This is a genomic window from Micromonospora arida (genome assembly GCF_042873195.1).
GTDB lineage: Bacteria > Actinomycetota > Actinomycetes > Mycobacteriales > Micromonosporaceae > Micromonospora > Micromonospora arida.
Window position 1 is genome coordinate 63060 of the sequence record NZ_JBIALC010000008.1, and the last position, 24265, is coordinate 87324.

Consider the following 24265-nt stretch of genomic DNA (forward strand, 5'->3'; position numbering starts at 1 on the left):
GACATGACCACAACCACTCGCATCGAACGACACCACTACGACGTCGTCGTCATCGGGGCCGGCGGCGCCGGTCTGCGCGCGGCGATCGAGGCCCGGCTCGCCGGCAAGAAGACCGCGATCATCTCCAAGTCGCTGTTCGGCAAGGCGCACACGGTGATGGCCGAGGGCGGCGCGGCCGCCGCGATGGGCAATGTGAACAGCCGGGACAACTGGCAGGTGCACTTCCGCGACACCATGCGCGGCGGCAAGTTCCTCAACAACTTCCGGATGGCCGAGCTGCACGCGAAGGAGTCGCCGCAGCGGATCTGGGAGCTGGAGACGTACGGTGCGCTCTTCGACCGCACTAAGGACGGCAAGATCTCGCAGCGCAACTTCGGTGGCCACGAGTACCCGCGCCTGGCGCACGTGGGCGACCGGACCGGCCTGGAGTTGATCCGCACCCTCCAGCAGAAGATCGTCTCGCTCCAGCAGGAGGATCAGCGGGAGTTCGGCTCGTACGACGCCCGGATCAGGGTGTTCTCCGAGACGACCATCACCGAGCTGCTGCTCGACGGTGACCGGGTGGCCGGCGCGTTCGGCTACTACCGCGAGTCGGGCGAGTTCATCCTCTTCGAGGCGCCGGCGGTCGTGCTGGCCACCGGCGGCGTCGGGCGCTCCTACAAGGTCACCTCGAACTCCTGGGAGTACACCGGGGACGGGCACGCGCTGGCGCTGCGTGCCGGGGCGACGCTGATCAACATGGAGTTCCTCCAGTTCCACCCGACCGGCATGGTCTGGCCGCCCTCGGTGAAGGGCATCCTGGTCACCGAGTCGGTGCGTGGTGACGGCGGAGTCCTGAAGAACTCCGACGGCAAGCGGTTCATGTTCGACTACGTCCCCGACGTCTTCCGCAAGCAGTACGCGGAGACCGAGGAGGAGGCGGACCGCTGGTACACCGACCCGGACAACAACCGGCGTCCACCGGAGCTGCTGCCCCGCGACGAGGTGGCCCGGGCCATCAACAGCGAGGTCAAGGCCGGCCGGGGCTCCCCCGCCGGTGGTGTCTTCCTGGACATCGCGAGCCGACGTTCGGCCGACGAGATCCGCCGCCGGCTGCCGTCGATGTACCACCAGTTCAAGGAGCTGGCCGACGTCGACATCACGGCCGAGCCGATGGAGGTCGGCCCGACCTGTCACTACGTGATGGGCGGGGTCGAGGTGGACCCGGATTCGGGTGCCGCCTTCGGCCACGTACGCGGGCTGTTCGCCGCCGGTGAGGTCTCCGGTGGGATGCACGGCTCCAACCGACTCGGTGGTAACTCCCTGTCCGACCTGCTGGTCTTCGGCAAGCGGGCGGGCGGGCACGCGGCCAGCTACGCCGACGGGCTGACCGCCCGGCCGAAGGTGGCCGTGCACGAGGTCGAGGCGGCCGTGGAGACCGCCCTCGCGCCGCTGCAGCGGGACACCGGCGAGAACCCGTACACCCTTCAGCAGGACCTCCAGGCGGTCATGGGTGACCTGGTGGGCATCATCCGCCGCGAGGGTGAGCTGGCCGACGCACTGGTCCGGCTCGCCGAGCTGCGTGAGCGGGTGGCCAAGGTGAGCGCGGCCGGCGGCCGACGCTACAACCCGGGCTGGCACCTGGCCCTGGACCTGCGCAACATGCTGGTGGTCTCGGAGTGCACCGCGAAGGCGGCGCTGGAGCGGCAGGAGTCGCGCGGCGGGCACACCCGGGAGGACTACCCGACGATGGAGCCGAAGTGGCGGCAGGTCAACCTGGTCTGCGCGCTGGACGGTGACACCGTGCAGCTGACCCGCAAGCCGCTGCCGAAGATGCGGCCGGAGCTGATCGGCCTCTTCGACCGGGCCGAGCTGGCCAAGTACCTCACCGACGAGGAGCTCGCCGACTTCGACGCCCTCGTTGCCGACGCTGGAGAGGCGGACAACCGATGAGCGGGAAGCGTCAGTTCCGGATCTGGCGGGGCGACGAGAGCGGCGGCGACCTCCAGGACTACATGGTGGAGGTGAACGAGGGCGAGGTCGTCCTCGACGTCATCCACCGCCTGCAGGCCACCGACGCGCCCGACCTGGCCTGCCGGTGGAACTGCAAGGCCGGCAAGTGCGGCTCCTGCTCCATGGAGATCAACGGCAAGCCGCGGCTGGGTTGCATGACGCGGATGTCGACCTTCGGCGACGACGAGACCGTCACGGTCACCCCGCTGCGTACCTTCCCGGTCATCCGGGACCTGGTCACCGACGTCTCGTTCAACTACGAGAAGGCACGGGAGACCCCGGCGTTCGCCCCTCCGGCGGACGTGGCCCCGGGTGACTACCGGATGCAGCAGGTCGACGTGGAGCGCTCGCAGGAGTTCCGCAAGTGCATCGAGTGCTTCCTGTGCCAGACGGTCTGCCACGTGATCCGCGATCACGAGGAGAACAAGCAGGCGTTCTCCGGCCCGCGGTACTTCATCCGGGCGGCCGAGCTGGACATGCACCCGCTGGACGCCCGGACCGACCGCAAGGAGTACGCGCAGGCCGAACAGGGCCTCGGCTTCTGCAACATCACCAAGTGCTGCACCGAGGTCTGCCCCGAGCACATCAAGATCACTGACAACGGGATCATCCCCATGAAGGAACGGGTCGTCGACCGCAGGTACGATCCCCTTGTGTGGCTTGGTAGCAAGATCTTCCGTCGGGGCGAGACGCCCCAGACCAGCGTGACCACCGCCCGTCAGGGCTCGGCGAACCCGTCGGGCGGGACCGGGGGCGGGGTCCACTCGCACGCCGGTGGCTCCCACGATTCGCGGGCTGAGGCGCAGGCGCAGAGCGGCGTCAACTGGCATCGGGAGGTGCCCCACCCGACCGCTCCGGCGGTCGACGACCGGGGCAAGCTGCCGCTGACCGAGCTCACCTTCGACCGGGCCGCCGCGCCGTCGCCGTTCGGCGACGACGTGACCTTCCCGCTGCCTCCGGAGCACCTCAACTTCGCGCACCCGGAGCAGGACAACAAGCACTAACCACCCGAACAACAACGGGGGCCGTGGCAGTTGCCACGGCCCCCGTCCCACTTCCCGCACCCCCAGCGCTCGCCCCACCCACCCCCACCACCCGGGTGATCAAGAGGTTTCGGTCATGCAAAGGCGTGGTCGTGACCGAAACCTCTTGATCACCCGGGTGTCGGGGCTCGCGGGTGGGGAAGGAGAGGATGAGTTACGGGGTTGGGATCAGGAGGGGACGGAGGGCTGCCACGATGGGGGCGTCGGCGGGGAGCCAGGTGACCGAGTCCAGTTCGTCGGCGGTGAGCCAGCGGAGCGCCTCGTGTTCCAGCGCCTGTGGCTGGTCGTCGCCGAGAAGGCGGGCCGCGTACACCTTGAGCACCGAGCGGCCGTGCGCCATCCGTACGTTGCGGCCGACCCGGGCGCCGATTTCGACGCGTACGGCCAACTCCTCGGCGCACTCCCGGATCAACGCGTCGGTCTCGGCCTCCCCCGGCTCGACCTTTCCGCCCGGAAACTCCCACATGCCCGCTACTTCAGGTGGGGCGGAACGCGCACAGGCGAGCACCCGCCCATCCCGGATGATCGCCGCACCGACGATCACCTTCAGGTCCCGTCGTTCGGCCTGCCCGCCATCATTCGCCCGTTCGGTCCGCACGGGCGTCCAGGGTGCCAGATCAATCGGCGGTTTGGGTACCGTAGCCGGCCGCTAGGCCAGCAAGACACGGAAGTGTGGGCGTGGACACCCCCTCCGAGCAGCGGGAGACTAGGGGGCACCGACAAGACACGGGATGGCGACGATTTGGCCACAAGCCGGCAACGGCGCTTGGGGGGTGCGGTGATGCGCGTGCTGTTCAACAGCAGGGCCAAGCACGACTACCTTTCCGACGCGTTGACCTTGCTATCTGGTTGGACGCGCGAGGGCGAGCAGATCCGACGGACGCTCGTGATCGACGATACCCAACACGCCGCACTAACTGAACGGGTCAAGGTCGTCGCGGATGCGCTGCATCTGCGACCCGAGATCAGCCGCCGGGCCGACAGCACCCAGATCCGGGTCGGGCACGGCAGCGGCGAGCCCCTGACCGAGGGCGAGGTCCTGTTGGCCGCCCGCATCGAGGACGCGTACCGAGCGGTCACCGAGGGCTGACGACCGTCTCCGAATCCGACCCGGCGTCCTGTGGGTACCAGCGCAGCTCCACCGAGTTGCCATCCGGGTCCCGTACGTAGATCGAGGTCGCCGAACCGCGCGCGCCGAACCGGCTGACCGGCCCGGTCAGCACCGTGAAGGTCCCCGACTCGATCACCTGCGCCCAGTCCAGTGGTGCCACCACCAGGCAGAAGTGATCCACGTTCGCGCCCTGCGGCTCACCGCGGACGAGGTCGATGATGCTGTCGGGGCTGATCCGCACCGACGGGAACGGGACGCTGCCGGCACGCCACTCGTCGACCCGTACGGGTGCCAGCCCGAGCCGGCCGCAGTAGAAGTCCAGGGACCGTTCCACGTCGGCGACGGTCAGCACCAGGTGGTCGAAACCGGTTACCCGCACCGCGCTCACGCCTCCTCCAGGTGGGCCGCCGCGCGCAGCCAGTCGTTGAACAGGGCCGGGTCGATGTCGGCGACGTCGCGCAACTTCACCGCCGCCATCGCCCGCGCACCGGGGATCAGCCGCCCCGACGGGTCGGTGATCTCCTGCCCCCGCCACAGCCCGAAGGTGACGTACGACCCGTACGCCTTGACCAGGCAGACCGGGCGCTGGCCGGGCCGGTCGCCCAGGCTCCAGACCGGGTGCCCGTGCCACATCGCCCCGGTCGCCCCGGGAAGGGCCGCCGTGATGATCGGCGTCAGCTTCTCGCCGATCTCGCGCAGTGGGCCGGCCAGGCCGGCCAGGTAGTCGTCAATGGTCACGTCAGAGCCTTTCGCTCGGTTGTCCCTGCCGCGTTCACGATCCTCGGACGAGGGACGCCGACCAAGACCTGATACCGCTACGATCGTTGCCCACAGGTCAACGATGGGAACGGTGTGCTGGAGCGGTACGAGGTCGAGACGTTCCTGACGCTCGCGGAGGAGCTGCACTTCGGCCGGACCGCCGAGCGGCTGACCGTCAGCACCGGCCGGGTCAGCCACATCGTGAAAAAGCTGGAGCGCCGAATCGGCGCACCGCTGTTCGCACGCACCAGTCGGGTCGTCCGACTCACCCCGATCGGCCGGCAGCTCGCCGACGAGCTGGCCCCGCTGGTGGCGGGCATGGACGAGGCCGTCCGCCGCGCGACCGACGCCGCCCGGGGCGTGACCGGGACCCTACGGGTGGCGTTCCTCGGTGAGTGGACCGCGCCGGTGCTGCTCCGGGCGGTGGCCCTGTTCGGCGAACGGCACCCCGACTGCCGGGTGGAGGTGCACGAGGCGCAGTTGTCCACCACCCGATCGGGGCTGCTCGACGGCTCGACCGACGTGTTGATCGCCTCGTACCCGTTCGACGGGATGGCCACCGGCCCGGCGCTGCTCTCCGAGGACCGGGTGCTGGCGGTGGCGACGGGCCACCCGCTCACTCGCGAGCGGTCGGTGTCGTTGGAGGTGCTCGCCGACCACCCGGTGGTGCAGTACCCGACCGTGACCTCGGTGGAGTTCAAGCGGGACCGCACCCCGGAGCGCACCCCGTCCGGTCGGCCGGTGCCGAAGGGGCCCGCCGGGAACACGTTCTCCGAGATGCTGTCCCTGGTCGCGCTGGGCCGGGGAGTCCTGCCGGTGGGCGAGCACACGCGGCGCTACTACCCGCGCCCCGACGTGGCGTACGTACCCATCCACGACGCGCCACCGATCGAACGAGGGCCGGTCTGGCTGGCCAGCAACACCACCACCCGGGTACGCGAGTTCGTCCGCGCCGCGACCGACGCGAACCCCCGATGAGGCACTCCGAGTTCCGCCACCAACGGCTGGTCCAGGTGTACGACGCGGAGTGCCGGTGGGGGCCGGACGACGACTTCTTCCAGACGGTGGTCGACGAGACCCCGGCCGCCCGGGTGCTCGACCTCGGCTGCGGCACCGGTCGGCTGACCATTGCCCTCGCCGCCGCCGGCCACACCGTCACCGGTGTGGACCCGGCCGACGCGTCCCTGACCGCCGCCCGCGCCAAGCCGGGTGGTGAGCGGGTGACCTGGCTCGCGGGCACCTCGGCACAGCTGCCGGAGCGGGCGTTCGACGTGGCGGTGCTGACCAGCCACGTCGCGCAGTTCTTCGTGGACGATGCGGAGTGGGCGCGTACCCTCGCCGACCTGGCCCGGGCGCTGGTGCCCGGCGGCCGGCTGGTGTTCGACGCCCGCGACCCGGCGGACCGTCGCTGGGAGCGGTGGAACCCGGTGGACTCGCACCGGCTGGTCACGCTGCCCGACGGCGGCGAGGTCCGCGCGTGGACCGAGGTCACCGGGGTACGCGACGGAGTGGTCGACTTCACCCACCACTACCACTTCGACGACGGGGAAGAACTCCTCAGCTCGGCGAGCCTGCGTTTCCGCACCGAGGCCGAGCTGCGCACCTCTCTGACCAGCACGGGCTTCATCGTGGATCGCGTTCACGGGGGCTGGCACGGCGAGCCCGTCGGCCACGGCGACGGCGAGTTCGTGGTCCTCGCCCGGGTGGGCACGTTGGCACCGGTTTTCTAGCCTGGATCACATGGCGAACATCGCGTACGACCGCAAAGAGCAGGTCCAGCAGATTGAGAGTGGCCTCCTCGAAGGCGAGCAGATCATCGCCGTCTACGACGCCGTCGGCACCGGCACCGGGTTCATCGGGCTGACCGACCGCCGCGTGATCATCCAGGACCGGTCCTTCGTCGGGAAGCGGTTCGCGATCACCAGCATCCCGTACTCGAAGATCACCAGCGTGAGCGTGGTCAGCAACAAGTCGTGGGGTGGTTCGTTCTTCTCCACCGGCGCCATCGCCATCCACGTCGGCACGCACACCTATGAGGTGGAGTTCCGTGGCGCGCAGAAGAGCCACCACGTGCACAACGTGATCCTGCACCACATCTCCTGACCACACGTTTCGTTGTGGGCCCGGCTGGCGTAATTGCCTTGCCGGGCCCGCGGTGTCTCTGGTGTCCTCGGTCGACAGCCGCGCGAAGGGAGCAGCCGCCATGCCCAACACGACGAAGTCCCCCGAACCAACCCTCATCCGACCCGAGGAATCGAGACTTCGTGAGCAGAATTGTTCCCCTGACGCTGCCGGGCGCCACTGACCCCAACCTCGGAGGCCGCTGATGTCGGTCTTCGACGATCCCGGCCTCTTCGGCCGGCTCTGGGCCGCCGACTACGACGGCCCAGGCAACCCCGATCCAGTCCCCGCCGTTGATTTCCTGGCCGACCTGGCCGACGGCGGCCCAGTTCTCGAACTGGCGATCGGCACCGGCCGGGTCGCACTGCCGTTGGCCGAACGTGGTCTCGCCGTGCAGGGCGTCGAGGCGTCCGAGGAGATGCTCGCGCAACTGCGGGCGAAACCCGGCGGCGACCGGATCCCGGTGGTCGTCGCCGACATGGCGGACGTGCCGGTGGCCGGTGAGTTCCGGCTCGCGTACCTGGTCTTCAACACGCTGTTCAACCTGGTCGACGCCGAGCGGCAGGCGGACTGCTTCCGCAACGTCGCCCGGGTGCTGTCGCCCGGCGGCGCGTTCGTCATCGAGACGTTCGTGCCCGACCCGCGCGACTTCGACGAGGACGAGCAGGTGCAGGTACGTGCCGTGACAGAGGACTCCGCGACGATCCGACTGCACAAGTACGACCGGCCGGCGCAGCGGTTCATCCGGCAGACGATCACGTTCGACGTGGACGGTGTGCACCTGAAGCCGTTCGCCATGCGGTATGCCTGGCCACACCAGATCGACGAGATGGCGCAGCAGGCCGGGCTCCGGCTCACCGAGCGGTACGCCGACTGGCACCGACGACCGTTCCAGGCCGACAGCCCGTCGCACATCTCCGTCTACCGGGCGGAGTAGCGGTTTGATCGGCTCGGGTTCCGGAAAGTCGGTGTGTCATCGCCCCGACTTCAAGGAACCCGAGTCGGTCTACCGCCGCGTCCTTCGGCGCTGCCCGCGATAACGACGGCCCGGACCGGTAGGTCGAGCCTTCCGCCCTTGGCTGATTCTGCTGGTGGCAGTAGGTATTGATCCGCAGGTCCCTCGCCGGGTGAGCTGACTGCATGCCGGACGCCTCCCGTTTCCCGCGCTCCTCCCCGTACTGGCCGGTGGTCAGTCACCCTCAGCTCCGGCGCGTTCTGCCCGGGCTCGCCGTTTCCGCGTTGGGTGACGGCCTGGCGGTGGTCGCGGTGAGCTGGCTCGCCATCCAACTCGCCCCGCACGATCACCGCGGCACCTGGTTCGCGCTGGCCATGGCGGCGTACACGCTGCCCAGCGCGGCCGGGACCGTCGTCTTCGGCCGGCTGCTGCGCGGGCGTAGCGGTGCCCAACTCGCCGGGTGGGACGCCATCCTGCGGGCCGGCGCGCTCGCGGCGATCCCCATCGCCCACCTCGCCGGCGTGCTCACCATCGGGCTGTACGTGGTTCTGCTGGCCGCGTCGGCGCTGCTGCACTCGTGGGGTTCCGCCGGCCGATTCACCCTGATCGCCGAACTGCTGCCGCAGCGACACCATCTGCCGGCCAATGCCGTGCTCAGCACCATCGGAGGGTTCGCCACCATCGTCGGCCCGCCACTGGCGGGCATCCTGATCGGCTGGGTGGGGCCGATCTGGGTCATCGCCATCGACGCCGCCACCTTCGCCGCGCTGGCCCTCACGTACCGTCTCGCCCTTCCCACCAACGACGGACCCGCACGGTCCGAGAGCGGCGCTTCGCGAACGGCCGGCTTCGCGGTCATCCGCCAGAACCCGGCCCTGCTGGGCCTGCTGGTGCTGAGCCTCGGGTTCTTCTTCCTCTTCGGGCCGGTGTACGTGGCGATGCCGATCCACATCACCGACGACCTGCACGCCTCCGCGACGCTGCTCGGCGCCTACTACGCCGCGTTCGGCGTCGGCGGTCTCGCCGGGGGTCTGGTCGCCGGTTACCTCCGCCGCTGGCCACTGCGAGCCACCACCATCGGCATCGTCGTCGCGTTCGGCGTTGCCATGCTGCCGCTCGGCCTGGGCGTACCGGTCGGCGTGTCGTTGCCGGCGTTCGCCCTGGCGGGCTTCATCTGGGCGCCGTACATGTCCACGTCGATGGCGCTGTTCCAGCGCAGCACGTCGACCGCCCGACTGCCCGCGGTGCTCGCCGCGAACGGTGCCATCCTCGTGCTGGCGGTGCCGCTGGGCACCATGCTGGGCGGGCCGCTGGTGGGTGCCATCGGCCCCCGCCCGACGCTGCTGCTCTGCGCCGTGGCGATCGTGGCCCTCGGCCTGATCGCCGGAGCAATCGCGATCTCCAGGCGGAGTTCGCGATTGCCCGGCGATGCAGGCGTCACCGAAGTCAGTGCCAGTCGCTGATCCGCACGTCGTCCGGGGCCGGTCGGCCGTGGCCGGTCTCCATCTGCTCCTTGAGGCTCATCAGGAACAGCGCCCACTTGGTGCTGCAGTGGTGCATGAACTCGACCGGCTCGCGCCAGCCCTGGTGCGCGAACTGGACGATCGTGTACTCGCCTCGCTGGTCGAGACGCCAGTCGACCTCGGTACCGACCCACTCCTCTGGGCCGTCGACGACGCGCCACCGCACCCGTCCGGCGGGGTTCAGCTCCAGGACCTCCATGTCGAAGCCGCCGGCATCGCCGAACCGGAAGGCCAACTGTCCACCGACCTCGCTCTTGCCCACCGTGTCGGTGGTCCACCAGGCGGCGAGGCCCTCCGGCGTGGCCACCGCTCGGTAGACGTCGTCGAGCGGAGCGACGACGCCGACCCGGTGCAGGATGTCGACCATTCTCAGTCTCCTTCGTCGTTGGTGCGGGTGCGTTCGATCGCCTCGGCGATCCGCTTGATCCGGCGTAGTCGGGCGTCCCAGGTGGAGCCGACCGCCGACAACTGGGCGACCGCGCGGGCGAGCTGCGCCTCGTCCACCTGGTAATGGCGCTCACGACCGGCCGGTTCGGCGTGGATCAGCCCAACCCGGTCGAGGACCGCCAGGTGCTTCGAGACGGCCTGACGGGTGACGGGTAGCCGCCTGCTCAACGAGGTGGCCGTGCCCGGACCGTCGGCGAGAAGAAGATCGATCATCGTACGTCGGATCGGGTCACCGATCGCCGACCACAACTCGTCGTCGACCACCGCGCTCACGAGGTCGCGACCAGCCGCGCGACGTACTCGCCCAGCCGGGGCATGTAGTGGTCCCAACCGTTTTCGTGGTCGCGGTACTGCTCTTCCAGGACAGCGACCTCCCAACCCAGCTCGCGGAACCCGGTCTCGGTCATCCGGATCAGCGTCCCGCCGCCGCTGGGCACCAGATCGAAGGTGACGAACAGCGCCTGACCGCTCCGGTCCGGCTCAGTGAAGCACCACCGGAAGGAGAACCGCTTTGGCGGGTCGACCTCGACGACGGCGAGCTCGACCGTCTTCGTCTCGCCGGTGTCGGCGTCGCGCCACACCAGCTCACCGGGCGCGCCGGCGACGGACTCGAACCGCGCGTCGTCGGGCCACCACTCCCGCATGTGCTCGGGTTGGCTGACCACCTCGAAGACGACCTCGGGGGACGCGTCGACGTGGATGTCGCGTTCGATCGTTCCCTGTTCCATGTCCACAACCTTTCGCAACCTTTGGTTGCACTTAACCTACGACAGCCCACGTCCATCGCGCAACCTTTCGTTGCGCGTCGCGGTTCCGTCGTACCCGGGGTGCACGATCGGCGCATGTCTGAGTCATCGCCGCACCGACACCACGCCATCGACTACGTCGAGCTCACGGTGACCGACCTCGCCGTGGCCAAGCGCTTCTACGCCGACGCGTTCGGTTGGCAGTTCAACGACTACGGGCCGGAGTACGCCGGCATCCGCAGCCCACACGGCGACGCCGCGCCCGAGGTCGGCGGTCTCCGTCTGGACGGGGAAGTCCGGGCGGGCGGCCCACTCGTGCTGCTCTACTCCACCGACCTGGACCGGTCCGTGCAGGCCGTCAAGGAGGCCGGCGGCCAGGTGGTGAACGGGCCGTACGAGTTCCCCGGAGGCCGGCGGTTCCACTTCACCGACCCCAGCGGCAACGAGCTGGGCGCCTGGGCCGAGCAGTAGGGCGCCGAAGTCGCCCGGGCGGGGCTGAACGTGCTCGCCAGCTCCGGCAGAGTGTCGCCATGGCCGGAAGAGGACTGGACGTCGAGGGCTGCATTACGCGTGAGGGTGCACTGAGCCGGGTCCCGGCCGCCTTCGCCGGTGTTGTCGACGCGGCACGCGCTCGGATAGCCGAGTCGTTCGACGGTGATCTGCTGCACAGCGCCTACATCTACGGCAGCATCCCCCGCGGCACCGCCATCCTCGGCGTCTCCGACCTCGACCTGCTCCTCGCCCTACGCACCGAACCAACCGAGGCCGACCGGGCGGCTGCCACCAGGATCGAGCAAGACCTCGACCGGTCCTTTCCGCAGATCGACGGCGTGGGCATCCTGCTGTTCAGTGCACGTACGCTGCTCAGCGAGCTTGAGCGGTACGACCTCGGCTTCTTCGTCGCCTGCCTGTGCACCCCCCTGCTGGGCGACGACCTCGCCGACCAACTCCCCCGCTACCGGCCCACTCCCCTGCTCGCCCGCGAGACGAACGGCGACCTGTCCCTTGCGCTTCCGGGATGGCGCCGCCAGGCCGCCGAAGCGAACACCGACCAGCAACGGAAGGCCCTCAGCCGGGTCGTCGCGCGGCGCATCGTCAGGACGGGGTTCACGCTGATCATGCCGCGGTGGGGAGGCTGGACGAGCGACCTCACCCAGTCCGCCGAGGCGTTCGGGCTCCACTATCCGGAACGAGCGGAGCAGATGCGGAGAGCTGCCGTTATCGGCCGCACGCCCTCGCCGGTTCCGAGTGTGCTCCGCGAACTCATCGACGACCTTGGGCCCTGGCTCGCCGCGGAGTACGCAGTCGTCCATGGCGAGAAGGCCGCCCGTCCGTGACCTGTCAGAGGTCCTCGCCAGTCAGGACGGGACAGCCGAACATGTCCGCGAGGACGGCCCTCTGGTGGTCGGTCAAGGGGTTCGCGAACACCGCGACGCCGACCCCGCGCTGCCGGCAGGCCTCGGCGATTTCACGGGCCCTACCGGGGCTGAGCAACGTCCGCCGCGAGAACGGGTCGCCCATCTTGTCCGCACCGCCGGAAGAGACACCCCGCCGCTGCACGTGCCGGCTCACGACCTGGCCACCGTGGGCTTCCACCACGCTGGCCAGCAGATTGAGCTTGCTTTCGAACTCCCTGTCCTTCGCCGAGAACAGGCCCACCAGCGCCACCTCGGCACCTGCCAGCGCAGCGTTCAACGCCCCCGAGCGATGCCGGTTCACCAGGTCTGCGACCGTCAGCTCCGGCGGGCGCGCAGCACGCCGGTCAGCATCGGCAGCGTGAACTCGCCGTGGGCGGTTTCGGGTCGGCTCCCGAGGAAGGAGCGGATCCGGCCGAGGGTGGCCTCTCGCTCCTCGTCCGGCATGACCAGCATCCCGGCCCGCGTCGCGAGCGTCGCGACGAGCGAGTCGGCGGTACGGCGCTGCCCGTGCGGGAACTCGACCTGCTCTGCCGACCCGAACCGGGCGATCAGGCCGGGGCTCGGAACGAGCATGTCCGCCGTCGCGGCGCGCCAACTGCTCAACGTGTCACGCGGGCCGATGGCCGCACTCCCGCTGACCCGTTCGAGCCCGGCAACCCAGTCGATCCGGTCGTCCATGATGTTCCACAAACCGGCCAGGACACCGCCGGGCGCGAGGACCCGGGCGATCTCCGCGCCCGCGACGGCCATGTCGAACCAGTGCAGGGCGTTGCCGGCCAGCACGGCATCGACGGACCCGTCCGGCAACGGGATGGCCTCGGCGCTACCCGGCAGGGCACTGACGGTCGGCAGCGCACGGCGTAGCTCGGTGAGCATCGCCGGGTCGGGCTCAACCGCCACGACGTCCGCGCCGACCGCGACCAGCGTCGCGGACAGCTTGCCGGTGCCGGCGCCCAGGTCGAGCACGCGCAGGCCGGGGGCGGCCTCCAGCGCCCACCGCACCGCGGCCTGCGCGTAATCCGGGCGGTGCTCGGCGTACGCGGTCGCCGCCGCGCCGAACGACGATCGGAGCAGTTGTTCCGTCATCCGGTCAACCTACCGCCGCTTGTCGACATCGACTGCGACCATGACCACCGTGCAGATCTTGCGGAGCTGTTGGCGTGCCCGCTACCCCGTCTACGTATTGGGCCTCGCGGTCGGGATGGTCATGATCTGGCTGCCCTTCAAGACCTTTCAGGACAACGACGCTTGGGAGAGCCGACTGCGGGTCGATGGCGTGCCAGCGCAGGCAGTCGTCGATGAACTCGTGCACAAGCGGCGGAACAGCAACACGATGCACCTGCGCTACGAATTCGCCGGTGCCCAGCGTCAGGCCGAGGTTGGCTGTTGGGAGGTCTGCCTACCGGCGGGCAGTGCGGTGCGGATCTGGATCAACCCCGACGACCCGGACGATTTCGTCACCGACTTCGGCGTGCTGAGTGGGAATCGAGGCCGGCTGCAAGGCGTGATCGGGATGGCGGGTCTGATCCTGGCCGGGACGATGCTGACCGCCGTGGTCGGCCGCTTCCTCGGGCGACGACGAGACCGCCGACAACGCGACTGGCAGCGGCAACAGCGAGAACAACGCCGACGACAGCTCGCCAGCGCCAGGCCCGGCAGGAAACGCAAGCCGAGCAGGCGACGGCCGAATCAGGGCAATCTCGCGACCCGCGACAAGGGCGAAGCATGACCGACCGCCTTCCGGCCCCGACGACCCGCCGACAGATCACGACAATGGATCACAGGTAAGGATGGCCCAGATGACCGCCCGGACTCCCTGGCAGGTGTGGCATGAGCCCTACGCCGACGAGGCCTCCCCGCTCTCGCGTCGGCTGCGGCTGGTCCAGCAGCACATTGCCGCGTGGCTTGATCAGCGCTCCGCCGAGCGGCTGACTGTGGTGAGCGCGTGCGCGGGTCAGGGCCATGACCTCATCGGTGTCCTCGCCTCAAGGTCTGATGTCCAACGTGTACGCGGAACCCTGCTTGAGTACGACCCAGGCAACGTCGCTGCCGCTCGGACCGCCGCCGACCAGGCCGGGCTCACCAAAATCGTGATCAGGCGGGCGGACGCGGGCCAACTCTCTTCGTATGCGGGGGCGGTCCCAGCCGATTTGGTGCTCATGGTTGGAGTCTTCGGAAACATTTCGGACGCCGACGTAGAGCGGACCGTTGCCGCCCTGCCCCAACTGTGCGCTGAGAGCGCTACCGTGATCTGGACCAGGGCGAGGCGAGATCCGGACCTGACACCAGCACTACGGGAATGGCTTCGAGATGCCGGCTTCGTGGAGCACGCCTTTCATGCCCCGGACGACGTGCAGTTCTCCGTGGGCGTTCACCGGCTCGACAGCCCTCCACAGCCCCTTGACCCCACCGGAACCATCTTCACGTTCCTGCGCTGATTCCAACTGGTCGCTACGCGATCACTCGTCATTGACGCCATAGCCAGTCTGGACCGGTGGGTGAGGAGACCCGTATCGGGCCGTGGCGGTCACGGATGTACGTCGCATAGACCGCAAAGTGGCGACGACGGCCGAGGAAGTGCGGGTAGTGATCGAAGTGCCACCGGCAGGCCTCGACGAACTCCGTGTGGTCATCGAGCCCGAGGCGAGCACAGACACGTGCGAACTCGTCCAAGCCGTCCAGCATCTCGGCGCACTGGTCAGGTGTCGCGCCATCGGCGCCCCACAGCACACCGGCCGGCAGCTCGTGGACCGCATAGTCAAGCCACTGGCGATGACGGACATAGCGGGCCCGGTCGTCGTCGGCCGAGGCGTTCACCGGGTTACCCCTGCCTGCACCATGCCGCCACCCTAAGCAACAGCCGCCGGACCGGACTCCTCGTAGCCGGATGGACACTGGTCAGCCCCGAACGGGTTCAGAACCCCGTCGACGTCCAGCAGGAGGAGAGGCAGGCCGCTCGGCATGGTTGCCACAGTACGGAATCCGGCGTACGGGTCGACTCGTCCGTCGCCCACCAGGTCAGCCGCTCAAAAACGGCAGCTGACCTGCTGTTTCTTCGGGGCCGCTGGTCGTCGCTGGTTATCTCTGGTCAGCGTTTGACGGCCCGATGCTTCGCCGAGCCGACACTGCGCAGTCTCGACGTCATTCATCTGGCGACCGCGCAGGTTCTTACCAACGAGTCCGGAGCGGAGTTAGTTGCCTTCGTCACTTACGGCCGGCGTCTGCTCGACGCTGCCAAGGCGGCCGGCCTGCCCACCGCGAGTCCTGGCCAGACAGGAGAGCTGCGCTTGCGGACCTCCGGAAGGCGCTGACCGGGCTCATCACACCTGGCCGCCCAGGTGGTGGGCGCTCCCTGGGCCGAACACCGCCGCCAGGTCGAGCAGGTCCGAAGAAGGCGATCATCAGCACCCACGTCGCCGCGATCCACATGGACCGGATCACGCCGCATTCGCTCGGCAATCCTGGTGGGCGGGCCGCGGCTACACTGACGCCTCTGAATCCCCTGCTCGGCAACGGAAACGGAGGCGCGATGGGTAATCCGCTGTTGGACGCCGAGGATGCGCGGGAACGCCTGGAGGCATGGCAGGCCAATGCCGTGCGCCGGGCCGCCGACACGCAGGCCGCCAGTGCCGGCTTGCGCGCGCTGCGGGTCGCGGCCACCGACGCCCACGGGATCGTCGAGGTCACCGTCGACTCCACGGGGGCGATGGCCGACGTCCGGCTCTCCGCGCGGGTGCAGCGCGTGAGCCTGGAGCAGACGCAGCAGGCGATCATGGGCGCCTATCGCAACGCGCGGGTCAAGCTCGCCGAGGCCGCCGCCGAGGTCGTGCGGGAGACGGTCGGCGCCGACTCGGCGACCGGTCGGGCCCTGCTGGCCGGATTCCGGACCGCCGACACCGAGGACGAAGAGAGGCGATACTGATGCACGCGGGGTTCGAGGTCGACGTCGAGGCGCTGCGCGCGCACGCCACTGCCATGTCGGCCATTCACGACCGCTTCGCCGCCGTCATGGCCGCGAGCGGCACCATTTTCCAGGCCGACGAGGCGTACGGACAGCTCTGCCAGTTCTTACCGCCCATCCTGGAGGGACGCCACCGGGACCAGGACAAGGGCGTGGGGATGCTCGCCGAGAACATCGAGCTGCTCGCCGCGGGAATCAAGAAGAACGCCGAGGCCTACGAGCGGACCGAGGGGTCGACCACCGACGGCTTCAACTCCTTCCACTCCGCGACCTGAGCCGGCCCGGCGCCCTCTCATGAGCAACCCACTGGTCGCCACGACCTCCGACATCCCTTCGACCAGCGCCGCGCACCGCGACGGCTGGACCGGCCTGCCGCTCGCCGACGACTACATGGGCATCAAGGACGCCATCGACTCCGGCAGCTGGATCGACGGCTCAGTCGCGGGCTTGGGCGCCGCTCTCGACGGGGCGGCCATCGCCATCGACCCGTTCAGCACGCTCCTGTCGATGGGCATCGAGTGGGCCATCGAGCAGGTAGAGCCACTGAAGCAGGCCCTCGACTGGCTCGCCGGTGATCCCGAGACCATCGAGACGCACGCCTTGACCTGGGACAACATGGCCAATGAGCTGTTCTCCATCGCCGAGGACCTCAAGGCGCGGCTGGTTGGCGACCTCGACGGATGGCAGGGCGCCGCCGCCGACGCCTACCGCGACATCCTGACCATCAACATCGACGTCGCCGGGATCTTCGCGGGCACGGCCGCCGGCATGGGTGCCGCGACCCGCGGCGCGGGGGTCCTGGTGCAGACGGTGCGGGAGGTGGTGCGCGCCTTCATCGCCGACTGCATCGCCAAGGTCGTGGTGTGGCTGGCCGAGGTGGTCTTCTCTCTCGGCTTCGCCACACCGCTGGTTGCCTCCCAGCTCGCGATCGCCGTCGTCCGCTGGACCGGCCGCATCTTCGGCTGGCTGATGGGCCTGATCAGCAGCATCTCCGCCCTTCGCGCACTCCTCGACGTCTAGGCGGCCCACGATGCGACAACTCATGGCGGCTCTGCGGACCACCGCCGTCCTGGTGGTCCTGTTCGCTGTGGCGGGCCTCCACAAGCACCCCTCAGGCCCCACCCCACCGCACGGCGGTGGCGACGACGGCCCCAAGCGTTCCAAGTTCAGCCCCGGCATGATGCCCAAGCGCGTGGGACCAGCCCAGCAGCACGGCATCAAGCGCGCCGAGGAGGGCCATCCGAAGGGCGCCGACACATCCGAGCCCGAGGCGCCCAAGCGGACCAACCCCTGGGACGACCCCGAGTTCGCCGACGCCATGTACGACATGCACCGCTTCGGTCAGATGGGCGACGGGGCGATGGACAAAATCTGGGACGGCGACGGGAAGGGTAATGGCGACCACAAGCCCTCGTCCACCGAGCCCGGCAAGACGCTCTTCCCGCCCGGCACCACCAAGGAGCAGGTCGAGGGCTGGTTCAAGAGCATCGCCACCAACCCCGACAGCCGCCCTCAGCCACGTCCCGGCGGCGACGGCTGGATCGTCACCGGCACCCGCGACGGCATCACTTGCGTCGTTACCCTGGACAAGGACGGCAGCATCTCCGGCGGCCACCCCCTCAGCGGCGAGGGCGTCACCACCAACCCGCGCGCCAAGCGGCCGACCTAGCCACCGAACCCACGGGAGACCCATGGAAGTCAACGAATACTACTGGTACAGCGACCAGATCACCGCCCAGCTCGCGCCCAGGATCAGCCCGAGGTACCGGCCGATCGTTCTGAACGCCGCCGGCGCCGGGGCCTGGGACCTGGCGATCACGACGCTCGTCGGCGCCCTGTGGGAGGAGGGCGTTGTGATCACCACGGCGGAGAAGGACGCGCTGTGGGAGCTCATGGAGTACCTCCAGGAACCTCTGACGCGCCTGGAGCAGATCCGGACCTCGGACTGACGGCCGAAGCGTAGATCGGGCCCCTCGAACCCTGAACCGTGTCGACCATCTGGCGTCCCAGACCTGGCCCGATCTCGGCGAGCATGTCGATGGCGACATTCACCGAACGGTAGATCTCGGGATCCGACTGCGGAAGGCGTCACCCCCGCCCCCATGCGGATTGAGTGGCAGTTCGCGCCGCAGTCCAAGGTGCGGACGGCACCTAAGACACCGCGCTCACGCCGGTCGTCCGTGCCGCTGCCCCAGGTCATCGCCGACGCGTTGCGGGCGCACATGGCGCAGTTCCCGGCGGCTGATGACGGCACCTTGTTCACGACCCGCTTCGCCGGCCCCTACCGGCACGACTACTACTGACCTGCGGCAACGGGCCGGCTTCAGACGTTGAAGCGGAACATAGAGCCGCCGTCCCGCCACAAGCCTGAACGGCCGGCGGCACCTGCTCACACGGCGTCTCGGGCTGCCACCGTTGGTGGCTGGTTGACGAAGTTTGACAGTGTCTTGTGCCCCCTGGGTGCCCCCAGGCTGCCGGGACGCGGCAGCGCTTGCAGCCCTCGGGCCAGCGGATTAAGAAACTCACCCTTGCGCCCGGTCAGGCCGCTACCTCGGTTGCGATCGTCGCCGGGTCAGGGCTGCGGGGCGCGCGAGCCTCGGTTGCTGTCTGCGTTGCTGTCGAGAGCCGCGCGCTCCGGCCCCGAAGGGAGCGCGATACAGGCGACGACGGACCATCGCGGGCCCCTCGAGACGGACGCTCATCCGGGGAGCTGCTGTATGGTCATTCACTTGGAGGGCGGGGCGCGTTGGTTCGAGCCCAACTCTTAATCGACTCTCGCCATCGAGGGGAAAGCGTCGTGGACGAGCAGGCGGCACCTGCACCGAGGCTATCTTTCGACGAATTCCGCATGTACTACGAGTCCGCCGAACGAGTTACTAATCGTCGGCTCGATATCAACAAGTGGAATTACTCCATCATGGCGGCAACACTTCTTGCGGTCGGAGCAATTCTGACCTGGGCAATATCACGACCAGCCAACATGCTTGTCGGGACAATCGGTGTATTAATGATTTCGGCCATGGCGCTTCTGCACTGCACTTACTGGATATTGCAGATTGACGACTTTAAGGCGCTTAACGCCGAAAAGTTCAGGATCCTTAACGAGATGGCACCGAACATTGACTTTCCGATCGGCATGTCAAGTGGGCCAGTCGCCTCTTACCAGCCGTTCGAGAGGGAATGGCACGCTCTCGAACGAAAGAAGGCGCTAGCAGAAATCAGTCGTTCTGGCCTACACGACCTGGTCGCCCTCAAATCCTCCAGTGCCGAATACTTTATTCCTAAAGCGTTCCGCGTTCTTTTTGCACTGATCATCATCGGCACACTCACTCTCGGCATCATGAGCCATAAGCAAATCATCGAACGGGTATCACCATTTGACGGAGTCACCGAGGAAGCGCAAGAAAAATGAGCCGAATCATTTATTCCGTCATGCCTGTCGCCTCTGATCCTAATCACTCAGCTCGCAGAGCCACAGTAGAGCTTGCCGCAAGGATGCTAGGCATGGACGCCTACTTCCCGCTTGATTATCGGCAACACCACGAAGACTTCCAAGCGGCAACTGTTCGAGATGAGATTGGGCGCTGCGTTGTTGCCGTGGTGGACCTTACGCTAGAACGCCCAAGCTGCTATTACGAGCTCGGGATGGTTCAGGGCGTCGGATTGAGCACCATTCTCGTAGCGGAAATTGGAACACAAATACATCAGACGGCCAGCCGAAAGTCCGTGGCCTTTTATCGGTCGCATGAGGAATTGTTGGCCAACTTGATTCAACTGCTTCGGCCGCACTCCAGGGCCTGACCATTGCCCTTGACCCCCAGGCAACATGCATGGCTCGGTGACCTGCCTAGCCTATACCGCCTTCTGCGGGACCTCGTCCATCGGCGTTCGTGGCAGTCCGCCACAACCCACGCCCGTCGTCACTCAGTTAGTCACCCAGCCGAAGGGCGAGACGCGTCGGGACCGGTTGAACAATCCGCTCCGCCTTCTTACTGCTGACCACTTAGCGACGCCCCAACATGTCATCGATCAACCGCTTGTCCGCCACGTCTTTAGTGTTGAGGAAGGCGTAAGCGAGCTTGAAGGCCACCAGGAGAAATGCGACCGCGACAATCAGTGAGAGCCAAGTCGCAAGGCTGCCGACACCACCCCTAGCGAAGATTTGCCAATACGCATAAAAGCTGAAGACGGGAGTAATTAAAACTGTTGCCACTGCCTCGGCGGCAGGCAGGACGAAGGGCCAGATGTGATCGCCGTGCATGTAGTAACGCTTAGGGACGCTGCTGAACGTCAGCCCCCGTGAATTGGTAAACAAACGATCCATCTGCGATGCATAAAGACCTGGAAACCGTTGCCCCACGATGGCGTAGTAGACAGAGGCGTAGATGTCTCGGTCCTTCGCCACTGCGATAGCGCGAAGGAACAAGTAACAAACAGCAGCTGGGATTGGGGTCTGAAGGAAATCAAGTCGAGCAAGCTTGACTCCAACCAACGAAGCCTCATTTACAAGACTGCGATTCAATAACTCAAATACAAGCATTAGGGACAGGATTCCAACAATGGTCCGCCGTTGAGACATCGCGAGGTCCCGCAAGATATCCACGATTCGCCACAGGCATTCGCGCAGAAATTCTGGCGTTGCCTCTTCGGAGTCAAGAAACTGGCGGACATCCCCTTCGAGCGTATCTTCGTCAGGGACTTGGCTCTGCCCATCGTCTGGCAATTGGGTCACTGCATCGCTCACGACACCTCCGTTCAACGCGGCTATTGCCAGTACTCCTGCGGCGATCTACCTCGTCGATGACACCTCAGCGGTCTGGCATTCGCCGGGATGCCCGAAGCATGATGTCAGCAGCATCAGAAAGCCTGTTAACGGCACGCCGGAATCCTTGTCCACCTAGCTTCTCCACTGAATCCGCCAGGGTTGCAACCGTCCGTGCATCGAGCCCGACTGGATTATCAGTTAGGGTCGATATGATTCCTCGAAGCTCTGCAACGCTATTCGCGTTGACAGTCCCCGTCTTTTCGAGTTGCTCCGCAATGCTTTCCAGCCGCTTTAGCGGAGGTTCGAAGATGTCCGCGATAAAATCCATAAGCACATCCTCATGAACCGGGCCGATTCTACTTAGCTCGGCGTTGAGATCGCCCTCGTGTCTCCTCTTCCACTCAAGTAAGATATCCGGCGGGTAAAGCTTTTCTCCGGTCCTTTTGTCGTCTACCTCCGAATGATGGGGCAGGCAGAGAAGTAGTAGATTCCTGAAAGAATCACGTTCAGTGTCGGGCAATCCGTCTTTGTACCGAGGCGCGTTCGGCCTAACACCGTAGACATGAGCAATTTGAACATTCTTTCGATACACGCCAGGGCGCGTCTCGAACATGACGGGCATGGGACAGCCAGGCCCGTAGCATCGACCATTACTAATCGCCCATAGAGCTGCCTCAACGGACGCCGGGATTCCTCGCCGCATGCCCGTCATTTCACACTTACCGCTTCCCGATCTTATACGTTGCCTCGCTGACTCTTCGGAGAGTGGCGTCGACCTCCCGAAGTACCTCGAATCGCCCCTCGCGTCGTCCGACCTGGTGTGCATCGAGATTGGCAGGAGTCAGGACCACAACTTCTCCCATGTCCAGCAACTCGTCCCAACTCAGGTACTCACGACTGCTTTCGCAGGTCCACGCGTCGTGCGATGTCCGCGTCCAGAGCTGCTGGCCTGAGTAGCCCCACTCTGTAGCAACCACGCAATCGAACTCGGGTTCATCTAGCCGCTTCGCCATGCAGCCATCCTCTCCAAGCATCGACCGAAGTCAAGCGGTAGCGACACCGTCACTCAGAGAAGTTACCCTCTGTCTATGGATCTGGCGCTTCGCTCGTCACGGGCGGCCGAGTCCCTGACTAAGTGGCTCGCCCCCCTCACCTTCACCGATTGGTCTGCCCCACGGGTCACCTCGGCACTGACACGCGGCGTGGTGAACTGGGGCGTAGCGCACGGTTGGCGAGTCCGGCGAGAAGTGCCAAGTATCGCGGGCCTACCCGGCGCTCATCCGGATCGCCCTGGCTACCTCGATGTTGTCTGCGAGCGTCTGGGAGCACCCCCGATCGCCGTAGAGATTGACAGGACCGACAAGCAATGGTCGTCGCGCAAACTGCTCTGCGAAGCCGATGCGGGAGCAGTTGCAGTCTGGGTTCGTTGGGGAAGCCCTCGGACATGGATCGTGCCCCATCCGGTGGCCCTGGTCGACATTCCCACCACTAGCCGCCGAGTCTCCGGACGTCAGCTTTACTCACGCGTCGAGGTGCCAACGTCCGTTGCTGTGGCAGCACCGGCACCGCCCCAGGCTCCCCGCTGCCATGCCACCACCCGCAAGGGCCTTCCCTGCCCTATCAACCCACGCCCCTCGGGCCTTTGCCATGTTCATGACCCAGCGGTCCAGTGCGGTGCCCGGAAGAAGAACGGTCAGCGCTGCGGAAACGCCACCGGAGGCGGTCGCTGCGCCACCCACCAGAGCAGCCCCATGTTCGACTCCACTCCAACTCTGCTCTAGCCGGCAGCAGCAGCCCTGAGAGAACCTGCCATCCCGTCTGCCGTCGACCCGCCCTCCTGGGGAGTGGGCCGCCGTCCGGCCCGCCACGTCAAGACGGCCTTGACACCCGTACGGACGCTGGCGGGTCGGGCGGTGGTCTGCTCGGCTTGCCCGGGTCGTCGACTGGCGGGATGGCCCGCGCAACCACCCACGGACCGCAACCCGCCGACGGGGTTGCAACCATCTCGGAGCCCGAGCGCCCCCGCCGGAGGCGCAGTAACCGCAACCCCGCCACCGGCGGGCAGCTCGCCGACGCGGGCCGACGTCCGCTCCCCTACGCCGCGCGGGCTCATGGCCGCGTGGCCCGGCCGGCTGCCGGCCCACCACTAGCGGTCACCCGCCTGTCGTTCTGCGGCGGCCCCTTGGGCTTCCCGCTTCCGCGCCAGCTGCCGGGCGTGTTGCGTGGCCGGAGTCGGAGCGTCAGCGGAGCGACGGACGCGCGCCCAGGCGGCGGCGCGTGCGGCCCGTTCAGGGCCGCCTTGAAGACGTACAGAAACTTTGAACCACTTCGCCGGCAGCTCGGCCGGCACTCGAACACGGGATGGCGAGCGGACCGGGTGTCTCCGTACCCTGGCGATATGGCCGACCTCGTCGACACCGCTCGGGAAGTTGCACGACGCCTGCTGGAGACACCGTTGCCACGTCGATGGAGTCACGTCCAAGCGGTCGCTGCCAAGGCGGACCGGATTAGCGGAGCAGTCCCGAGCGAGGATCGTGAGGTGCTCGTAGCGTCGGCCTGGCTACACGACGTCGGTTACAGCCCTGACCTGGTCGACACCGGCTTCCACTCGCTCGACGGTGGCCGCTGGCTACGCCGTGAGCACTTCAATGAGCGGATTGCCGCCTTGGTCGCTCATCACTCCTGCGCCTGGCTGGAAGCCGACGAGCGTGGGCTCGGTGAGGCCCTGGCCGCCGAGTTCCCTCGGGAGGAAACCGCGGTGACCGACGCCATCTGCTGCGCAGACATGACGACCGGACCGGATGGCCAGGATTTCGAGGTGTTGGACCGGCTAGCGGAGATTCGGTCGCGGTACGGGCCGGAGCACCTCGTTACCCGTTTCATCAGTCGGGCGGAACCGGAGATGGTCGCTGCCGTGCGGCGGACTCAGCGCCGGCTCGCCGGCGTCCATCAGCCGATGTAGGGCTCGGGACGTTCCTCGTAGCCGTGGGTGATGCGGAGCAGGGTCGACGGGTGGATGTCGAGCGCGGCCAGCTCGTCGCGGGCCACCCACCGGACGTCATGTGACTCTTCGCTCGGCGTCGGTGTGCCGCTGACCGGTACTGCGCGGAAGCAGAGCGAGAACTGCTGTCGTACCTCGCCGTCTGAGTACTCGATGACGTGACCGGGGTCGGAGTAGACGCCGACCATCCCGAACACTTCGACGCGGATGCCGGTTTCCTCGTGGGTTTCCCGGACTGCCGTCTCTCCGACCGACTCGCCAACTTCCTGTCCGCCGCCGGGCAGGGACCACAGGCCGTTGTCGGTCCGCTGGATGAGCAGCACCCGTCCGCGATCGTCTCGTGCGAAGACGGAAACGGCGACGACGATGCTGTTGGCCTTCGGCGCGCTCGGGTCCTGGTAGTGCTCGGTTCTTGCCATGCTC

At 67.3% G+C, this 24265-nt stretch carries 33 protein-coding genes; 21 read left to right on the top strand and 12 right to left on the bottom strand.

What is annotated here, in order from left to right; genetic code table 11:
- Positions 1-3 precede the first annotated feature (3 nt).
- Together ACFYP0_RS22880 and ACFYP0_RS22885 are read left to right on the top strand one after the other, a co-directional pair.
- Positions 4-1932, top strand: a complete 1929-nt coding sequence (locus ACFYP0_RS22880) for a fumarate reductase/succinate dehydrogenase flavoprotein subunit (protein WP_124859398.1) — start codon at positions 4-6, stop codon at positions 1930-1932.
- Positions 1929-2996 carry a succinate dehydrogenase/fumarate reductase iron-sulfur subunit gene (locus ACFYP0_RS22885; protein ID WP_356976827.1) on the top strand — a complete coding sequence of 356 codons (1068 nt, stop codon included), beginning with the start codon at positions 1929-1931 and terminating at the stop codon, positions 2994-2996. The genes ACFYP0_RS22880 and ACFYP0_RS22885 overlap by 4 nt, the downstream gene beginning before the upstream one ends.
- Positions 2997-3189: 193 nt before the next feature.
- Here the strand turns inward: ACFYP0_RS22885 and ACFYP0_RS22890 are convergent, their stop codons facing one another.
- Complete coding sequence (locus ACFYP0_RS22890; protein WP_356976829.1) at positions 3190-3633, bottom strand: (deoxy)nucleoside triphosphate pyrophosphohydrolase; 444 nt, start codon at positions 3631-3633, stop codon at positions 3190-3192.
- Positions 3634-3816: 183 nt separating this feature from the next.
- On the opposite strand from ACFYP0_RS22890, the gene ACFYP0_RS22895 reads away from it, so the two are divergent.
- Entirely contained in the window at positions 3817-4125 is a 309-nt protein-coding gene (locus ACFYP0_RS22895; protein WP_124859878.1) for a 4a-hydroxytetrahydrobiopterin dehydratase, read from the top strand.
- On the opposite strand, the gene ACFYP0_RS22900 is transcribed toward ACFYP0_RS22895, so the two are convergent.
- A complete protein-coding gene (locus ACFYP0_RS22900; protein ID WP_357007918.1) occupies positions 4112-4525 on the bottom strand; it encodes a VOC family protein in 414 nt (137 codons plus the stop codon). The two genes, ACFYP0_RS22895 and ACFYP0_RS22900, sit on opposite strands and share 14 nt — an antisense overlap.
- Before the next feature lie 5 nt (positions 4526-4530).
- Positions 4531-4884, bottom strand: coding sequence for a DUF1801 domain-containing protein (locus ACFYP0_RS22905; RefSeq protein WP_356976833.1), 354 nt, complete (start codon positions 4882-4884; stop codon positions 4531-4533).
- A 114-nt stretch (positions 4885-4998) separates the two neighbouring features.
- On the opposite strand from ACFYP0_RS22905, the gene ACFYP0_RS22910 reads away from it, so the two are divergent.
- From ACFYP0_RS22910 to ACFYP0_RS22930, 5 genes are all read left to right on the top strand, one after another.
- A complete protein-coding gene (locus ACFYP0_RS22910) occupies positions 4999-5883 on the top strand; it encodes a LysR family transcriptional regulator (protein ID WP_356976835.1) in 885 nt (294 codons plus the stop codon).
- Positions 5880-6635 (top strand): class I SAM-dependent methyltransferase, encoded by a 756-nt coding sequence (locus ACFYP0_RS22915; protein WP_356976837.1) that lies wholly within the window; start codon positions 5880-5882, stop codon positions 6633-6635. The genes ACFYP0_RS22910 and ACFYP0_RS22915 overlap by 4 nt, the downstream gene beginning before the upstream one ends.
- Positions 6636-6645: 10 nt before the next feature.
- A complete protein-coding gene (locus ACFYP0_RS22920) occupies positions 6646-7008 on the top strand; it encodes a PH domain-containing protein (protein ID WP_030337500.1) in 363 nt (120 codons plus the stop codon).
- 223 nt (positions 7009-7231) lie between these two features.
- Positions 7232-7963 carry a class I SAM-dependent methyltransferase gene (locus ACFYP0_RS22925; protein WP_356976839.1) on the top strand — a complete coding sequence of 244 codons (732 nt, stop codon included), beginning with the start codon at positions 7232-7234 and terminating at the stop codon, positions 7961-7963.
- Positions 7964-8166: 203 nt separating this feature from the next.
- Complete coding sequence (locus ACFYP0_RS22930; RefSeq protein ID WP_356976841.1) at positions 8167-9444, top strand: MFS transporter; 1278 nt, start codon at positions 8167-8169, stop codon at positions 9442-9444.
- On the opposite strand, the gene ACFYP0_RS22935 is transcribed toward ACFYP0_RS22930, so the two are convergent.
- From ACFYP0_RS22935 to ACFYP0_RS22945, 3 genes are read right to left on the bottom strand one after another with little or no spacing between them, the layout of a single operon-like run.
- The gene (locus ACFYP0_RS22935) at positions 9428-9871 is read right to left on the bottom strand and encodes an SRPBCC family protein (RefSeq protein WP_356976843.1); all 444 of its coding nucleotides are present in this window, start codon (positions 9869-9871) and stop codon (positions 9428-9430) included. The genes ACFYP0_RS22930 and ACFYP0_RS22935 overlap by 17 nt on opposite strands.
- Before the next feature lie 2 nt (positions 9872-9873).
- Positions 9874-10224 (bottom strand): ArsR/SmtB family transcription factor, encoded by a 351-nt coding sequence (locus ACFYP0_RS22940; RefSeq protein WP_356976845.1) that lies wholly within the window; start codon positions 10222-10224, stop codon positions 9874-9876.
- Positions 10221-10679: an SRPBCC domain-containing protein gene (locus ACFYP0_RS22945; RefSeq protein ID WP_356976847.1), complete on the bottom strand. Its 459-nt coding sequence runs from the start codon at positions 10677-10679 to the stop codon at positions 10221-10223. The genes ACFYP0_RS22940 and ACFYP0_RS22945 overlap by 4 nt, the downstream gene beginning before the upstream one ends.
- A gap of 114 nt (positions 10680-10793) precedes the next feature.
- Here ACFYP0_RS22945 and ACFYP0_RS22950 point away from each other — a divergent pair, with 114 nt between their 5' ends.
- Positions 10794-11168, top strand: coding sequence for a VOC family protein (locus ACFYP0_RS22950; RefSeq protein WP_124859860.1), 375 nt, complete (start codon positions 10794-10796; stop codon positions 11166-11168).
- A gap of 59 nt (positions 11169-11227) precedes the next feature.
- On the top strand, positions 11228-12034 hold the full coding sequence (locus tag ACFYP0_RS22955) for a nucleotidyltransferase (RefSeq protein WP_124859858.1): 807 nt from the start codon (positions 11228-11230) through the stop codon (positions 12032-12034).
- A 4-nt stretch (positions 12035-12038) separates the two neighbouring features.
- Here ACFYP0_RS22955 and ACFYP0_RS22960 read toward each other — a convergent pair whose 3' ends face one another.
- Both ACFYP0_RS22960 and ACFYP0_RS22965 read right to left on the bottom strand, forming a co-directional pair.
- Positions 12039-12365: an HflX-like GTP-binding protein gene (locus tag ACFYP0_RS22960; RefSeq protein WP_208741321.1), complete on the bottom strand. Its 327-nt coding sequence runs from the start codon at positions 12363-12365 to the stop codon at positions 12039-12041.
- A 65-nt stretch (positions 12366-12430) separates the two neighbouring features.
- Positions 12431-13201: a class I SAM-dependent methyltransferase gene (locus ACFYP0_RS22965; RefSeq protein ID WP_356976850.1), complete on the bottom strand. Its 771-nt coding sequence runs from the start codon at positions 13199-13201 to the stop codon at positions 12431-12433.
- Positions 13202-13241: 40 nt separating this feature from the next.
- On the opposite strand from ACFYP0_RS22965, the gene ACFYP0_RS22970 reads away from it, so the two are divergent.
- Positions 13242-13844 carry a DUF3592 domain-containing protein gene (locus ACFYP0_RS22970; RefSeq protein WP_356976852.1) on the top strand — a complete coding sequence of 201 codons (603 nt, stop codon included), beginning with the start codon at positions 13242-13244 and terminating at the stop codon, positions 13842-13844.
- A 70-nt stretch (positions 13845-13914) separates the two neighbouring features.
- Positions 13915-14553 (top strand): SAM-dependent methyltransferase, encoded by a 639-nt coding sequence (locus ACFYP0_RS22975; protein ID WP_356976854.1) that lies wholly within the window; start codon positions 13915-13917, stop codon positions 14551-14553.
- Between the two features lie 28 nt (positions 14554-14581).
- On the opposite strand, the gene ACFYP0_RS22980 is transcribed toward ACFYP0_RS22975, so the two are convergent.
- A complete protein-coding gene (locus tag ACFYP0_RS22980) occupies positions 14582-14932 on the bottom strand; it encodes a hypothetical protein (RefSeq protein ID WP_356976856.1) in 351 nt (116 codons plus the stop codon).
- A 712-nt stretch (positions 14933-15644) separates the two neighbouring features.
- Here ACFYP0_RS22980 and ACFYP0_RS22985 point away from each other — a divergent pair.
- The 8 genes from ACFYP0_RS22985 (at position 15645) to ACFYP0_RS23020 (ending at position 19877) form a co-directional block, all read left to right on the top strand.
- Positions 15645-16037 (top strand): YbaB/EbfC family nucleoid-associated protein, encoded by a 393-nt coding sequence (locus ACFYP0_RS22985; RefSeq protein WP_355494594.1) that lies wholly within the window; start codon positions 15645-15647, stop codon positions 16035-16037.
- The gene (locus ACFYP0_RS22990) at positions 16037-16351 is read left to right on the top strand and encodes a hypothetical protein (protein WP_355494595.1); all 315 of its coding nucleotides are present in this window, start codon (positions 16037-16039) and stop codon (positions 16349-16351) included. The genes ACFYP0_RS22985 and ACFYP0_RS22990 overlap by 1 nt, the downstream gene beginning before the upstream one ends.
- Before the next feature lie 19 nt (positions 16352-16370).
- Positions 16371-17096: a WXG100 family type VII secretion target gene (locus ACFYP0_RS22995; protein WP_355494596.1), complete on the top strand. Its 726-nt coding sequence runs from the start codon at positions 16371-16373 to the stop codon at positions 17094-17096.
- Between the two features lie 10 nt (positions 17097-17106).
- Complete coding sequence (locus tag ACFYP0_RS23000) at positions 17107-17745, top strand: EndoU domain-containing protein (RefSeq protein ID WP_355494597.1); 639 nt, start codon at positions 17107-17109, stop codon at positions 17743-17745.
- A 22-nt stretch (positions 17746-17767) separates the two neighbouring features.
- Positions 17768-18025 carry a hypothetical protein gene (locus tag ACFYP0_RS23005; RefSeq protein ID WP_355494598.1) on the top strand — a complete coding sequence of 86 codons (258 nt, stop codon included), beginning with the start codon at positions 17768-17770 and terminating at the stop codon, positions 18023-18025.
- A gap of 153 nt (positions 18026-18178) precedes the next feature.
- A complete protein-coding gene (locus tag ACFYP0_RS23010; protein ID WP_355494599.1) occupies positions 18179-18379 on the top strand; it encodes a hypothetical protein in 201 nt (66 codons plus the stop codon).
- Positions 18380-18873: 494 nt separating this feature from the next.
- On the top strand, positions 18874-19488 hold the full coding sequence (locus tag ACFYP0_RS23015; protein ID WP_386997513.1) for a RipA family octameric membrane protein: 615 nt from the start codon (positions 18874-18876) through the stop codon (positions 19486-19488).
- A 92-nt stretch (positions 19489-19580) separates the two neighbouring features.
- A complete protein-coding gene (locus ACFYP0_RS23020; protein ID WP_386997515.1) occupies positions 19581-19877 on the top strand; it encodes a hypothetical protein in 297 nt (98 codons plus the stop codon).
- Between the two features lie 202 nt (positions 19878-20079).
- Here ACFYP0_RS23020 and ACFYP0_RS23025 read toward each other — a convergent pair whose 3' ends face one another.
- Together ACFYP0_RS23025 and ACFYP0_RS23030 are read right to left on the bottom strand one after the other, a co-directional pair.
- Complete coding sequence (locus ACFYP0_RS23025) at positions 20080-20820, bottom strand: hypothetical protein (RefSeq protein WP_386997517.1); 741 nt, start codon at positions 20818-20820, stop codon at positions 20080-20082.
- A gap of 64 nt (positions 20821-20884) precedes the next feature.
- Complete coding sequence (locus tag ACFYP0_RS23030; protein ID WP_386997519.1) at positions 20885-21454, bottom strand: hypothetical protein; 570 nt, start codon at positions 21452-21454, stop codon at positions 20885-20887.
- A gap of 1785 nt (positions 21455-23239) precedes the next feature.
- Here ACFYP0_RS23030 and ACFYP0_RS23035 point away from each other — a divergent pair.
- On the top strand, positions 23240-23803 hold the full coding sequence (locus tag ACFYP0_RS23035; protein WP_386997521.1) for an HD domain-containing protein: 564 nt from the start codon (positions 23240-23242) through the stop codon (positions 23801-23803).
- On the opposite strand, the gene ACFYP0_RS23040 is transcribed toward ACFYP0_RS23035, so the two are convergent.
- On the bottom strand, positions 23791-24261 hold the full coding sequence (locus ACFYP0_RS23040; RefSeq protein WP_386997523.1) for an NUDIX domain-containing protein: 471 nt from the start codon (positions 24259-24261) through the stop codon (positions 23791-23793). The two genes, ACFYP0_RS23035 and ACFYP0_RS23040, sit on opposite strands and share 13 nt — an antisense overlap.
- Between the last annotated feature and the right edge of the window lie 4 nt (positions 24262-24265).